At 45.5% G+C, this 13,653-nt stretch carries 14 protein-coding genes; 7 read left to right on the forward strand and 7 right to left on the reverse strand.

Going from position 1 to position 13,653, the window contains the following annotated elements; translation table 11 throughout:
• Positions 1-28 precede the first annotated feature (28 nt).
• Positions 29-688, reverse strand: coding sequence for a TetR/AcrR family transcriptional regulator (locus tag HNR77_RS03220; RefSeq protein ID WP_184180715.1), 660 nt, complete (start codon positions 686-688; stop codon positions 29-31).
• Between the two features lie 192 nt (positions 689-880).
• Here HNR77_RS03220 and HNR77_RS03225 point away from each other — a divergent pair, with 192 nt between their 5' ends.
• Entirely contained in the window at positions 881-1,696 is an 816-nt protein-coding gene (locus HNR77_RS03225; RefSeq protein ID WP_184180717.1) for an SDR family NAD(P)-dependent oxidoreductase, read from the forward strand.
• Positions 1,697-1,749: 53 nt separating this feature from the next.
• Here the strand turns inward: HNR77_RS03225 and HNR77_RS03230 are convergent, their stop codons facing one another.
• Positions 1,750-1,944, reverse strand: coding sequence for a hypothetical protein (locus HNR77_RS03230; RefSeq protein ID WP_221443670.1), 195 nt, complete (start codon positions 1,942-1,944; stop codon positions 1,750-1,752).
• Positions 1,945-2,104: 160 nt separating this feature from the next.
• Complete coding sequence (locus HNR77_RS03235) at positions 2,105-2,572, reverse strand: DUF4385 domain-containing protein (protein WP_184180721.1); 468 nt, start codon at positions 2,570-2,572, stop codon at positions 2,105-2,107.
• A 374-nt stretch (positions 2,573-2,946) separates the two neighbouring features.
• Between HNR77_RS03235 and HNR77_RS03240 the strand changes: the two genes are divergently transcribed.
• Positions 2,947-4,137, forward strand: coding sequence for a hypothetical protein (locus tag HNR77_RS03240; protein WP_184180723.1), 1,191 nt, complete (start codon positions 2,947-2,949; stop codon positions 4,135-4,137).
• A 339-nt stretch (positions 4,138-4,476) separates the two neighbouring features.
• Here the strand turns inward: HNR77_RS03240 and HNR77_RS03245 are convergent, their stop codons facing one another.
• Entirely contained in the window at positions 4,477-4,944 is a 468-nt protein-coding gene (locus tag HNR77_RS03245) for a DUF4385 domain-containing protein (RefSeq protein WP_184180725.1), read from the reverse strand.
• Between the two features lie 157 nt (positions 4,945-5,101).
• Here HNR77_RS03245 and HNR77_RS03250 point away from each other — a divergent pair, with 157 nt between their 5' ends.
• The 4 genes from HNR77_RS03250 to HNR77_RS03260 all read left to right on the forward strand — a co-directional run bounded on the left by HNR77_RS03250 (position 5,102) and on the right by HNR77_RS03260 (position 8,328).
• Complete coding sequence (locus tag HNR77_RS03250) at positions 5,102-5,569, forward strand: DUF1877 family protein (RefSeq protein WP_184180727.1); 468 nt, start codon at positions 5,102-5,104, stop codon at positions 5,567-5,569.
• 102 nt (positions 5,570-5,671) lie between these two features.
• Positions 5,672-5,800: a hypothetical protein gene (locus tag HNR77_RS30075; protein WP_260410263.1), complete on the forward strand. Its 129-nt coding sequence runs from the start codon at positions 5,672-5,674 to the stop codon at positions 5,798-5,800.
• A 235-nt stretch (positions 5,801-6,035) separates the two neighbouring features.
• Positions 6,036-7,520: a stalk domain-containing protein gene (locus HNR77_RS03255; protein WP_184180729.1), complete on the forward strand. Its 1,485-nt coding sequence runs from the start codon at positions 6,036-6,038 to the stop codon at positions 7,518-7,520.
• A 256-nt stretch (positions 7,521-7,776) separates the two neighbouring features.
• Positions 7,777-8,328: a GNAT family N-acetyltransferase gene (locus HNR77_RS03260; protein WP_184180731.1), complete on the forward strand. Its 552-nt coding sequence runs from the start codon at positions 7,777-7,779 to the stop codon at positions 8,326-8,328.
• Positions 8,329-8,515: 187 nt separating this feature from the next.
• Here the strand turns inward: HNR77_RS03260 and HNR77_RS03265 are convergent, their stop codons facing one another.
• The 3 genes from HNR77_RS03265 to pdxR form a co-directional block, all read right to left on the reverse strand.
• Positions 8,516-8,974, reverse strand: coding sequence for a GNAT family N-acetyltransferase (locus HNR77_RS03265; protein WP_184180733.1), 459 nt, complete (start codon positions 8,972-8,974; stop codon positions 8,516-8,518).
• Complete coding sequence (locus HNR77_RS03270; protein ID WP_184180735.1) at positions 8,971-9,891, reverse strand: D-alanine--D-alanine ligase; 921 nt, start codon at positions 9,889-9,891, stop codon at positions 8,971-8,973. Before HNR77_RS03270 ends, HNR77_RS03265 begins: the two co-directional genes overlap by 4 nt.
• Before the next feature lie 66 nt (positions 9,892-9,957).
• Positions 9,958-11,409, reverse strand: a complete 1,452-nt coding sequence (gene pdxR, locus HNR77_RS03275) for a MocR-like pyridoxine biosynthesis transcription factor PdxR (RefSeq protein WP_184180737.1) — start codon at positions 11,407-11,409, stop codon at positions 9,958-9,960.
• A gap of 1,378 nt (positions 11,410-12,787) precedes the next feature.
• Here pdxR and HNR77_RS03280 point away from each other — a divergent pair.
• Positions 12,788-13,534, forward strand: coding sequence for a Bax inhibitor-1/YccA family protein (locus tag HNR77_RS03280; RefSeq protein ID WP_184181265.1), 747 nt, complete (start codon positions 12,788-12,790; stop codon positions 13,532-13,534).
• The last annotated feature ends 119 nt before the right edge of the window (positions 13,535-13,653 follow it).

Consider the following 13,653-nt stretch of genomic DNA (forward strand, 5'->3'; position numbering starts at 1 on the left):
TCTGCTCTTTTTCATGTCTCTGCTGTTCCTACTCCTTCGAATCCGAAGTAAAGAGCGTCTGTAGGATCATAGACAAGGTGTGCTCATACAGGGTTTGGGCTGCGCCTTGACTCTCTAGATGTCCCCCCAAATAGAGATGAATCACACCATGCAATGGCGCCCAGATCATCTGTACGGCAGCGATCGTATCCATCTCCCGAATGTATTGCTGAGCCTGAGCCTCTTCTACAAGTTGCGTGAGTTGTTTCATGGCGGTAGCCGTTCCCTCAAGACTATCTGCATCCGGTTTAAACTCCGCGAATGAACCGCCAAACATTACTTGATAGAAGCTGGACTGCGTAATGGCAAAGTCCCAGTAGGCATGAGCGAGGGCGCGAAGCTGCTGCTGAAGTGAAGGCTGTTGTGGTACTGCTTCGAAGGATCTGGACAGAATCATGCAGCCTTCCAGATACAAATATTTAGCGAGCCCCTCCTTTTTGCCAAAAAGGTTATAAATGATTTTGGTAGAGCACTCCATTCGCTCGGCCACTCGCCGAACAGTAACCGCTTCAGGACCGTGCTCCTGAAGCAGGGCTGCGGCGGCGTGGACAATATTTTGACGCAGATTCTCCGAATGCTGCATTCTTGTCTCTTGAAAGGTCGTCACCGGACGTAGCGACTCCGTCTGTGTAGTCGTTGATTTTTTCATCTATGTTCATCCTCAGTCGTTATATTTGTTTTTGTTAGGAAACGTTGTTTCCTAAACCTATTTTACTGTTATGAAGCGAAGAACGTCAATTTGTGAAGTGAGGATTGACAACATTCAAGAATATAGATACTATGTTTTCATTAGGAAACAGTGTTTCCAATAAAAAAACGAATGTGAAAAGGTGGCCTTGACATGAAAACAAAGCAACATCAATGGGCGTTAATTACAGGAGCATCGTCAGGAATCGGGGAAGCGTTTGCGATCGAGATGGCATCACAGGGGTACCATGTTGTATTGGTGGCAAGGTCGGAAGCGAAGCTGATCCAGCTGGCACAACGAATCGAGCGGATGTATTCTGTCAAAGCAGAGGTCATGGCAGCTGACCTGTCCGAGGTGCTGGGGCCTCAATATATCTATGATGAATGTAAGAAACGAGGCATTCGGGTAAATACGCTGATAAATAATGCGGGTTTTGCGACACATGGATGGTTTGAGCAAGTAGATGGATTGCGACAGCAAGAGGAAATTATGCTTAATGTGGTTGCCGTTACGAATATGACACACCTGTTCCTGCCGGGTATGATCGAGTCCCGAAGCGGAGCGGTAATTAACGTTTCCTCCACGGCAGCCTTCCAGCCTGATCCGTACATGGCTGTGTATGGAGCTACGAAATCGTATGTGCTTTCTTTTACAGAAGCGTTGTATGAGGAGAATCGGGGGCGCGGTGTCCAGTTTCTGGCAATCTGTCCGGGTGCTACAGAGACGTCCTTCTTCGATGTAGTTAATGCGGAAGAGGCTTCTGTGGGCAAGCGTGATACACCCGAGCATGTGGTGGAGGTTGCGATGAAGGCTCTTCAATCCGGCAAGTCTTATGCTGTACCTGGAGCGTCCAACTACTGGACAGCCCAGTTGGCGAGATTTCTGCCGCGCAGGCTAATTCTTCGTGTGGTTGGAGGTATGCTGCGGCCGCGTCAGCAGAGCAGCAAAGTACAACCCAGAACTCCATGATGCGATTAAACGTGCCGATGACAACCTGCTTGCCGTCGGCACGTTCACGCATGTCACAGGCGGAGTGCGCCATACAGAATACATAATCCGGCCGCGAGGAGTGCCGCAGATTCGATGTTTCGCCCGAGTCTGCCGAAGCCCAGTACGTTGGGGAGAAGCCAGTACAGGCAGAGCATGGTCCAGATCGCCTGAATAATTCCGACAGTCAGCAACTGTGCTCCAGAATCAATGATGGGCGCTCCAAGCAAGCCAGGAAAGACTTCATTGATACCATACCAATCCGGTTGTTCCAATTAACTTCGCTACCAATCACCTTCACCTACGTTCATTAACGTCTATCTGTTGAATGGAGTCCTGGTAAGCCAGACTCCACTTTCATTGATTGTAACATTGTACAGCGTGTTCAGATCAATCCGGCGTCTCGGACTCATATTTCTCAATGTGCTGCTTCTTCATCTGGATGTAATGCTCATCCTGTTTGGCAATTTCCCATTGGGCTTTGAAAATGGCAGCAGACTCGGCCTTTACGGGATCATTCTGATAAGGCAGGACAAAGCCATCCTGCTTCGAATATTTGCGTCCCCCCTTATGATTCGTGTAACGTCTGGCCCGGGTGTAACCCATCTGCAAAAATTTGCGGGCCATATCCATGCCAACGAAGTCGTTGTTCTTTTTATACGTTAGAAAAAGCTCATAGATTTTCTTTGAAGATTCCGTTGCAATCTCGGGTGTTTTGAACCGCCAGTACGGCAGAATCTCGCTTTTATACGGCTCCACCATCAGCACCCCCTGCTCACCTCGGCCCACCGTATATAATTCGGGGTGCTCGCGCAAATCCAGCTTTTCGTAGTTGAGACTGTGATCGAATGTTTTCATCCGCAATGCTCCTTGCTGTGCAAGCTATTGATGGAGATTAAGGAAAAGTATATTGAAGAACTAAATATTTTCAGTACAGAAACATTTAAACAGGCTTTGGAGTGTTCAGGTTCCCTACCAATTTCAATATAGACTTTAATGTTGCTGCTGCACAACACTACTCTTGACGGAGCTGTATTGAAACCATAGAAGGTGAAGGGTTAAGAGAAGTAAACGATAAAGAATAAATATATATAACAAAAAATAAAAAAAATTTAAAACCTTCTTTGATCTTTTGCTGTTATATATTATTAGAGGTGGAAAACAATAGTATATGAAATGTGTTACATACAATTATTTTCCTACTCGAAAAAAACTATGGGAGAGTGAAGTAATTGTCTAAGAGTAAGGTGAAATTGTTTGGATTAAGCTTGGCTGCATCTCTTATGTTCTCAGTGACTAGTTCATCTTTGTATGCAGCTCCTGCTCCTGTTGAACCAGAAGGGTTGTTTTTTGCTACCACCGAAGAAATTAGCAAAAACGTGGCACGGTCAAACATTGCATTAGAAAAATCTAGTTCTAATTTGCCAAATCTTAATGATTATAGCTCTTTCGCATATGATGTAAAGGAAGTTGAAAACAACCCTGAACTGAGATCGTTCTTACAAAAAGCGCTTCAAGATGGGAAAAAGGTTTACTTATATGGCGGGCTGACTCCAGGAAAATATGAAGAGCTTTTAAACCAACCGTTAGAGTTTAAAGTCAGTAATGAAGCCGAAGGGGAAGTACGATCGCTCGTCATTAATGATGTTCAACAAAACGAAGGTGAACTAAAAAGTGGACTAAAAGAAACCACCGAACAAGAGATTGTTGGTTACACACTGGAGGATCAAAACTATAAATTGTTCATGCTTAACTATCAAAACATGGATGAGAACGGAAATGAAATACCAACGGATGCATCCATCATATTGAATCAAATAGTCAATCACGAAGAAAGAGCAAATCAGATTACTCCTTTCTCTACTATTGTAAAAAGTAACACAGCTGATATTAGGACTGTAGGTGGTCTTTATGGACAAGATAACGCGGAAATGACTACTCAATGGCTGCTATATAAAGAAAAGAATGAGTCAGATACAAAATTTGATTATTTTGCAATTAAAGATATTATACGGATCAAAAAACTTGGTGGCTCTACTGATGCCAAGAAGTTAACTGTCACTCATGATGTAATGTACTCAAAAGACGATTTATACGATGCTGCCCCTGGTGACACAAGTACTGGTCCTTATGAAGTTATATTTACGTATCCGTGGGAATTACAATGGACTTTCACTTATGATGGTAATCCAAACATCGATCTCACAGAAAATACAAGCACGGACACAGCAAAATGGGTAATTACATCAGATTTCTTACAGAATCTACAGTCAACAGATAACTTTCAACTTGGCACCAGTTGGAAGGCGGCTTCTGCATATCCTTACACAGGACTACAAGTAAGCCATGTCACTGAATGGCATAGTGCCGTTCAACACATGTTTGATCTAAGTAACACATTTAACGTAGGGTATAATTGGTAATGAATAATTTTCAAAAAATTGTATCTGTTTTGCTGGTGCTGATAACTGTCTTACTGTGTCTTATCTATTCAGAAATGAGGCACAACAACAGGGTACAAGACGGTATCCATAAATATTTGTATAATTCAAATTAAAGTAATAATCGCAATAAATTGCTGTTTTCAAAGAAGCTTAGTTATCAATAAGCTTCTTTTTCTTTTCCCTAAAGGTATAGCTTTGAGGACAGCTAAAAGAGAATTCTTATTTGTTTGTAAAGGTATTGTTATCTACGTTCATTAACGTCTACCTATTGAATGGAGTCCGGTTTCATTGATTGTAACATTGTACAGCGTGTTCAGATCAATCCGGCGTCTCGGACTCATATTTCTCACGGTGCTGCTTCTTCATCTGGATGTAATGCTCATCCTGTTTGGCAATTTCCCATTGGGCTTTGAAAATGGCAGCAGACTCGGCCTTTACGGGATCATTCTGATAAGGCAGGACAGAGCCATCCTGCTTCGAATATTTGCGTCCCCCCTTATGATTCGTGTAACGTCTGGCCCGGGTGTAACCCATCTGCAAAAATTTGCGGGCCATATCCATGCCAATGAAGTCGTTGTTCTTTTTATACGTTAGAAAAAGCTCATAGATTTTCTTTGAAGATTCCTTTGCAATCTCGGGTGTTTTGAACCGCCAGTACGGCAGAATCTCGCTTTTATACGGCTCCACCATCAGCACCCCCTGCTCACCTCGGCCTACCGTATATAATTCGGGGTGCTTGCGCAAATCCAGCTCTTCGTAGTTGAGACTATAATCAAATTTTTTCATCCGTGTTCCTCCTTGCCAAAGAATTGTTCTTTTCACATGAAAAACGATGCTGCTATGTCGTTATTGCTCTTTTTCCTTTTTACCCCGATTCTGATGTAACATGCATGGTTAATGGGGAACAATAGAAGGAAATGTGTGCAGAAGGGATGATAACGCTATGGGGATGTCGGGCAGATATGTTGTAGTCACTGATGAATTGGTGCAATCCATCCAATCGGGTGAGATTAGTGTGCATGATTGTCAGGTTGATCTGGATATTGATAAAACGTGGCAGATGCTGCAGTTCACGTTAAACGGGAGCCTGCTGGACGGAGAGCCGCCGCTGGGATATGTCGTACCGCTCGCCAGCGAGCATTATTTGGGACGATATGATGATATGGATCTGTTCCTGCTGAAGCACAAGCAGGTGCTTGAGGCATATATGGCTCTGGAGCAGTTGACTCCTGATGATGTACGGGAACGATACAGCCTAAAAAGCATGCTTGCAGAAGGCGTCTACCCTGTCATGGAGAGCTGGGACGAAGAAGAGATTTTTCAAGAGCTGATCCAGACGATTGATCAGATTCAAGCTTTGTTTCAGGTGACTGTTGAGAATGGGAACGGCATTGTATTTTATGTTTTCTAAAAAGGTGGAATATCGCTGACGATGTTTGATGCATTCGCCATCGGGTTATAGATACACACAGGGCAGTGCCCTGATGAAATTGTGCCGAGGAGAGGGATAACGATGACACAGAACCAGAATGAAGAGAACAAAGCTATCCAGGACGATGAGCCGGATCAATTCGAGACAACTGTGACGAAGGCCGATGAAGTGAAGAATGAAGAGGAAGCAGAAGAGCAGGAGCAGGAATAGTCTGAAAAAGTTACATGAAACAGCATGTTTCCGCATGCATGTTATGACATAAGAAGGATAGAAGAACCATGAGGCCGGACGAGTTCCGGCCTATTTGGCCTATTTTTTTGCGTATCCGTTTACAACGTTTATATATGCCCTCATAATATGAATTGAACCATATTTTGCTAAGGGGGAGATCCCGATTAAGAGACCAAAATTATACCAATGGATAGCGGTGCCGCTTGTCCTATTAATGGTTGTTCTGACAGGATGTCAGGCCGTAGGCGGAGTCGATATAGACAAGGCCATGGCGAACAGCACCAGCGTTAAATCCGGTGAATCCAAACAATCCATGCATATTAACATAGAGCCGGATACACAACTTGCATCAGATGAAGATCTGGCCATGATCAAGTTGATCAACTCGATTTCACTGGACATTGATCATGCCAAAATGAAGGATACCAACACGGCTTCCATCAAAGGCTCGCTCAGTCTGGAAGGAACGAAACTGCCTTTCCACCTGTCCATGGACAAATCGGGTATGATCATTGATGTAGACGGAGCTCAGAAACCGGTATACATATCTCTGGATGAACTTGGCGGAGCCTCTGCACTTCTTCCGATCAATACGGAGGAAATGGAGCAGCAGCTTCAGGAGCTGTCTCCAAAGGTATTGTCTTTTGCCATGAAACATCTGTCCAATCCGAAAAACATATCGGTTACTCCTGTGCAGGAAGCTGTTAACAGTGAAACACTTTCCCTCAACAAGCTGCACATGGAGATCAGCGGTGAAGAGCTGTTAGCTATGGTCAAGCCGTTCCTGACGAGCATCTCCAAGGATGAGCAAGGCCTCAAGCAGCTGATTGGTGATTTGTATGATGTGCTGTATCCTGTATATGAAACATTTAGCGGGATGGAAGGCATGGAAGACGATGCACTGATCGATGCAGTACCTGCCACGAAGGAAGAGGCAGTGACAGAAATGTACAGTATGATCAAAGAAGGACTGGACAGTATTCTGGTGGACTATGATCAGGAACTGAACAACCTGCTGAAGGATGTCCCTGAGCTCAAGACCGTATTCGGTCCGGAAACCAAATTAAACATGGACTTCTTCCTTGATAACAAGCTGGATATTCGCAAACAAAATATGTCGTTAAAAGTGGCAGTGCCTGCTTCGGAAGAACTGCCGGTACGCGCAGTAACGATCAGCTCAGATAGTGAGCTGTGGAATGTCGGTGGAGCAGTTACAGTCGATACAGTGGATGCACCACAGGGCGTGCTGGAACTGGTGGAAGGGGAGGTTACTCCTGGTCAGGTGCTTCGCAACTTTGACTCCAACTCTGTAGTTTATCAATTGCTGAAGAATCAAATGAAAATTACAACTAAGAGTGTGTTCCTCTACCCTGATGATGAAACATACGGTGCAATTACGGTTAAAAATACTACATTTGTGCCACTTCGCTACCTGTCCGAGCAATTGGATGCAGAAGTGAAATGGACCAAGGGCTCTAACCAGATTGTTGTAATTGACGACATCACTGGAGATGAGATTGTTCTGACGGTAGGCTCTCCAAAGGCAACGGTCGCGGGGCAAGAAGTCACGATGGTGGAGTCAGCCTTTGTTGGCAAAAACGGCAAAACCTATGTGCCGCTACGCTTCATGGCGGAATCGCTTGGCGCTACAGTGGAGAAAGAGCAGGATACAGGCTGGATTTTCATTGATCGCCCGTAATATAATATAATTTAACATGAACATGATCGGTTACATGAAAGGGGATTTCAGAGCATGCCAGATTTCTCGTAATGATGTAGAAAAGTACAAGGCGTAAAATTCCGTTAGACCAACACGGGATACGTCTGTCCTTTTTGAACCGTTACGAGGAGCTTCGGCGTTGCATCTGAACGGATGAAACGATACAGGAGTGCCTCTATTGGAGGTGCTCCTTTTTGTCGTGTCATCACCAAATAAATCCCCAGAGGTGTTATATATGAATAATGGCTTCACGATTAATGCGGGTACAGTGACACTGCGTCCATTTACCCTGGAAGACAAACCGGTACTAGCTGCCTTGACCCGTCAGCCTGAGATTACGGACCTGTTACCAGATTGGAAGATGACGGAGCAGCAATTAAGCGAGTTCTTACAGTTCGTTGTAGAGAGTTATGAGCGGTTTGACCCACAGGATGTACGAATCATGCTGGCGGTTGTTCACCAGGAAAGTCAGCAGCTGGTTGGCTGGTGTGGTGTGTTTCCGAACGATATGCTTGACTCATCAGACCGAGAGGTGGCCTATGCCATCTCACGGGATTACCGTAATAGAGGGTATATCACAACAGCGGTGAGGGCGCTGACAACGTATTTGTTCGAGCATACATCGTTGACCCGGATTGTAGGTATTGTAAAAACATATAATCCTGCCTCCCGCATGGTGCTGGAGCATACCGGTTTCCGATACGTGAATCGCAGACGGCTCTCTGACGGAGAGGACTATGATTATTTTGAATGCATAGAACCTATTGATTCCGTTGAATTAAGTTAATCTTGATTGAACCTTGATTGGTTCCTTCAGATCACTACACGAACGATAAACATAAATATGCCCTTCCAAGCGGTATCTACGTTTGGAGGGGCATATTTATGCTGTTTATTTTTATAAGGAAAGGATGCTGAATTGAATCTGTTGTGCTGCTGTAATGCGTATGCTCTTATACATATTGTTACATCACTCAGATGTGCTGCAGCTGCTGCGATCGCTTGCTGAAACCAGTGCTGCCCGCGGTATAACCCATCTCTTTATAAAATGCATGCGCACCTTCACGTTCAGCGCTATTGCTGCTGTTTAACGATATGGAATCTACCTGCTGCTCAGCTGCCAACTGTTCAGCGGCCTGCAGAAGCTGACGACCGATGCCGCGGCCGCGATAATGCTCATGAATTACCAGAACCATAATTCGGCAGTGTCTACCGTTCTTCTCATAGAGATAAGACGTTTGCATGCCAATGAACCCGACTACACGCCCGCGCATTTCGGCTACCAGTGTTGCATAGTTGGCATCAGCTTCAATGTGCTTATACCGTTCCTGCATCTCCGCATAGGTTGTGGGATATCCCAACTGATCCATCAGAATGACCATATCCTGCAAATCCTGATTCGTGCTGTGCCGAATACGTATATCCAGACTCATACCCGGGACACCTCCACAGACCGTTCCTTCAGGGACAGATCAATAATGGTGTCTAACAATTCGGCAAAAGAAATACCTGCCGCGGCTGCACTTTTGGGCAGCAGGCTGTTCCGGGTAAGACCCGGTAAGGTGTTCACCTCAAGCACATAAGGGACACCATCCCGAATGAGCATATCCACTCTGGCGTAGACACTGCATTTGAGCACCTTGTAACAGGTCAATGCTGCGGCTTCTACACGCTGATGCAGTTCGGGAGGCAGCTGAATAACCTGCTCATCCGCACCGTTATCATCGTATTTGGCTGCGTAGTCGAAAAAGGCGGCATTTGCACGGATGGAGATGACAGGCAGCATTTTGCCATCAACAATAGCGCAGGTAATCTCGTCACCCTCAATGTACTGCTCGATCATCACGCTGTCATCCCACGCCAGAGCAGCCTCTACCGCCGCGGAAAGTGCGGACGGTTCATGTACAATCTGTGTTCCGATGCTGGAGCCTCCTGAATTTGGTTTGACCACGACGGGATACGTCAAATGCTGGACGGCGGCTGAGGACAGATCCTGGATCTGATTGACTTGCAGCCAATCCCCTGTGAGTACTCCCGCCTGTCGCATAAGCTGCTTGGACATGTCTTTATCCATACATACGCTGCTGGCAAGCACGCCGCATCCAGTATAGGGGATACCAAGGGATTCCAGGGTGCCCTGTACCGTACCGTCTTCCCCGTATTTGCCGTGCAGAGCAAGTAAAGCAACATCAATTCCGGCGGATTTGTCAATCAAATCCCGTTTGGAATTCAGCTCAATGGGCATAACCTCATATTTGCTTCGGTCCAGATTCGCCACCATCTCCTGTCCGGTGAGCAGGGAGATGTCCCGCTCAGAAGATGTACCGCCCATAATAACGCCGACTTTCATGTGAAAATCCTCCCCGTTTCTGTATAAAAAAATAGTCAAATTATTGAGTGCTTGTATTAAATCATTTTACATCATGCTCGCAGCCGTCTCTCCAATCGTACGGATGCCTTTACGTATATTTTCGTCGCTAACTCTGGAGAAGCCAAGCCGCATCGTGTGGAGTCCTTGACCGGGTTCCAGGTAGAACGTGTCTCCAGGTGTGAAGGTTACGCCCTTCGCCTTGCAGGCGACGAGCAGTTCTCTGGTTTGAATCTCTGGAGGGAACTGCACGAACAGGTGCAGGCCGCCCGCCCCGGAAATCTGGCACATAGGCAAATACCGCTTCAAGCAGTGCACCACGAGTTCATATTTCCGTTTGTATTCCATGCGAGCCCGCTTCAGGTACTTCTCGAAATTACCGTTGCTCAGGTATTGATAGAGCAGCGATTGATCCAAGGTGGACGTATGGATACTGCGAGCCCGCTTCATGCTCTCCAGATAATCGATTAACGCTGCATCGGCAATAATCCAGCCCACACGCAGTCCGGGGAACAGAACTTTGGAGAAGCTGCCCAGATACACCAGACTATTGCCGCTGCCCATACTGGCAATCAGGGGAGAGACATGAGAGCCGGAATAGCGAAGCTCTTCATTGAATCCATCCTCGATAATCGGGACCTGATATTCATTCATTAAACGTATAATTTCAGTCCGTTTGACAGGTGAAGTCACGATTCCGGTCGGATTGTGGTAAGAGGGCACAAGATATGCCAGATCATACGCACTGCCAGCCAGCTCTTGTTCCAGCTGCTTCAGGTCGAGGCCATCCGGCTCCATGTTGATGCCCGTTAGCTGAAACTGATGCAGCCTGAGGTTTTTGATCGCTGTGTGGTGTGTCGGATTCTCACAGAGCGCTTTACCGCTTTTTTTGCGCAATGCCCCAAGCACCAGGTCGAAGCCCTCCGTGAATCCGTTCGTGATTAGGATATCCTTGCCGGTAAGGTCTACCCCTTTATTCTCCATATAATGCAGCAGATACTTCATGAGTGGCCTGTAACCTTGCGCGTAGCCGTAATTGAGCAGGACCTCGCCTTCAAGAGACATCCGGTCCAGGAACGCCCGCTTCACATTATGCAGATCAAACAGCTTCTCATCGGGTGCAATGCTGGTAAACGAAATGTCCCCGCGTTCGGCTCCCGATCCATGCTTCATCAGATCATATTGCTCGGCCCGAATGGCATATTCACTCACCTCTGCGTTCCAGTCCAGCTGCCAGTGTGCTTCGGCCTTCGGCGTTTCCAAGAGTGTGCTGACGTAATTGCCTTTGCCTTTTAAAGCATAGATCAGCCCCTCATCCTCAAGCTCCGCGTAGGCGAGTATAATCGTACTGCGGCTGACCTTCATGAGTGTACTCAGCTCACGGGTGGAGGGCAGTTTTTGGTTGGGCTGCAGGCCGCCTTTTAACATCAATCGCTTCAAATAATCTTTGACTTGTATATATACAGGGCGGTCCTCCGTCAATTTCAGATCGGAATACATCCCATCACTCCCTCTTCTGGTATCTTCCCATATTATAAACCCGGCTGAAAGAACCACGATACCTCTGTTTCACAGCTCAGGTGGCCTGAGTCACATGCGCAAACGGGAAAAAGCCCTGGCTCAAATGCCGGGCTGGAGGTAGAACTTGTTCAATTCTAAGGTTGTGACACTATGCTTGCCTACCTGCTACAGTTTCGTGTTCTGACTAGTCTCTGAGGGAATAACTGTTTATTTATTTGGTGTATCTAATTGCTATAGTCAGGCTACAATGAAAATATTATTGCTTTGATTTCTGAATGATCAACGGAATGCAGTGGTCAAAAGAAATCTTGTTAGCGGCTGGTTATCCAGCACTACTTACTCTAATTAGGGTCGTATAGATGGTGAATCCACTTTCTATTCAAGCTACTTTTTTTAAAGCTAATGTTCTTTCTTCTTTCTAACTGTCCTCTTCTCGTGTGCACATCACCGAATTCAGTAGAGAAAGACTAAAAATCTCGAGCATATCAGACAAACATGGATATAAAGACATGTGTCTTAGTGCCCAAATTCTTCCTCTACCCATATAGTACCACTTTGAATCAGGGAAGTTAAGTTTTTTTTTGAAATATTTGTCGCAATAGCGAAAATTCCGTGAATTGTGCTTCAAATAGCGTGAAATGGTGTCGAATGATAATCCGAAAAAGGAGATTCTACTAACCGTATATAGAACGTATAAAATAAGGGATTAGTTTGTTTTTTTTGCCGGAAATCGCCTGTTTCAAACTGCTGCGGGCGAGGTGTTATTTGTCGGGAAAGCGCGAAAAGGCAGGTGTCATGATTGTTACCGGATGGAAGCAGGAAAGAAAATAAAAGTGCCAAACATATATTATCAATTTAATGTAAGTGAAGTATAATGTGCATAAGGTGCTTTACGAGTAAGCAAATAAGTAAATGAATAAGCCAGGCTTTGTTGAGCATGGAAGGTAAATGCATTGCGTAATTACGTAATTATTTATGTAAAGATGGGCGGAAGTAAGTGAGAATTGAGGGAACAAATAATTTATTGCGCAAATACGTAATTCGATGCGCAAATAAGTGCATTTGCAAGTGGAATGATAAAGCCATTATGTGAATCAGCAAGTTAGCAGGTAAGTAAGCGGATGTATGAGTGAGTTTAGTTAAGTAAGCTGATGAGCAAGTTAGTGAGCTGGTGAGTAAGCTAGTACGTAAGTAACGAAGTAAGCATGAGTAAAGTGTAAATAAGTGATTAACTGGCCCTTGAGCAGTACGGAGGCATGAAGCAGTACGAGATAACCTGTTAACCGTCAAGCAGAAAGCAGCAGCACCTACATTGGGTTTTATAGATTTGCCAAATACATAGGAAGAGGTGATTGTGTTGATCGGTCGTAGCGGTAACCCTACACTTAAAGACAGCACATTTGAGAACAGAGGATATGGGGAGGATCGTTATCAGGAGTACATGACGATTAACGGCACAGTGAACAAAGCGTTTATTACGCTGGTCATTCTGCTGGGCAGTGCATTTGCAACGTGGATGATGTTCTTTAACGGACAAGAAGTGATGCCGCTTGCGTATGGCGGGTTGATTGTTGGCTTTATTCTCGCGCTGGTGATCTCTTTCAAACCGGTGGTTGCTCCTTATCTTGTACCCGTCTACGCTGTAGCAGAGGGGATGTTCCTTGGAGCGCTCTCGGCAACGTATGAGTCGTTGTACAACGGCATTACACTGCAGGCGGCACTGTTAACGATTGCGGTTTTTATCGGACTCCTGACAGCGTACAAGACAAAATTGATCAAAGCGACAGAAAACTTCAAACTGGGTGTTGTTGCAGCAACTGGCGGTATTATGATTATGTATCTGCTCAGCTTTGTGCTCAGTTTCTTTGGCATTACGATTCCGTATCTGCATGAGAACAGCTTGATCGGTATCGGTATTTCTGTAGTCATCGTCATTATTGCTGCCCTCAATCTGGTGCTGGATTTCGACTTCATCGAAGGGGGTGCCGAACAGGGCGCGCCCAAGTATATGGAGTGGTACGGTGCGTTCGGGCTGATGGTAACTCTGGTATGGCTGTACATTGAGATTATTCGTCTGCTCAGCAAACTGCGGAGCCGGGACTAGCACGGTTTATTAAAATAGTTCAAAGAGGTAGTCTCATGAAAGCCAACGCGTGGTAACTCTCGTCGTTGGCTTTTTTGCGTATCGTATATGGTTTATGACGGCAAGCAGACTTTTAATGG

The sequence above is a fragment of the Paenibacillus sp. JGP012 genome, assembly GCF_014203995.1.
Lineage (GTDB): Bacteria > Bacillota > Bacilli > Paenibacillales > Paenibacillaceae > Paenibacillus > Paenibacillus silvae.

Coding starts and splice junctions, on each gene's coding strand:
- HNR77_RS03220 (WP_184180715.1), bottom strand. CDS start 688: ATGAAAAAATCAACGACTACACAGACGGAGTCGCTACGTCCGGTGACG.
- HNR77_RS03225 (WP_184180717.1), top strand. CDS start 881: ATGAAAACAAAGCAACATCAATGGGCGTTAATTACAGGAGCATCGTCA.
- HNR77_RS03235 (WP_184180721.1), bottom strand. CDS start 2,572: ATGAAAACATTCGATCACAGTCTCAACTACGAAAAGCTGGATTTGCGC.
- HNR77_RS03245 (WP_184180725.1), bottom strand. CDS start 4,944: ATGAAAAAATTTGATTATAGTCTCAACTACGAAGAGCTGGATTTGCGC.
- HNR77_RS03250 (WP_184180727.1), top strand. CDS start 5,102: ATGGGGATGTCGGGCAGATATGTTGTAGTCACTGATGAATTGGTGCAA.
- HNR77_RS30075 (WP_260410263.1), top strand. CDS start 5,672: ATGACACAGAACCAGAATGAAGAGAACAAAGCTATCCAGGACGATGAG.
- HNR77_RS03255 (WP_184180729.1), top strand. CDS start 6,036: ATGGTTGTTCTGACAGGATGTCAGGCCGTAGGCGGAGTCGATATAGAC.
- HNR77_RS03260 (WP_184180731.1), top strand. CDS start 7,777: ATGAATAATGGCTTCACGATTAATGCGGGTACAGTGACACTGCGTCCA.
- HNR77_RS03265 (WP_184180733.1), bottom strand. CDS start 8,974: ATGAGTCTGGATATACGTATTCGGCACAGCACGAATCAGGATTTGCAG.
- HNR77_RS03270 (WP_184180735.1), bottom strand. CDS start 9,891: ATGAAAGTCGGCGTTATTATGGGCGGTACATCTTCTGAGCGGGACATC.
- pdxR (WP_184180737.1), bottom strand. CDS start 11,409: ATGTATTCCGATCTGAAATTGACGGAGGACCGCCCTGTATATATACAA.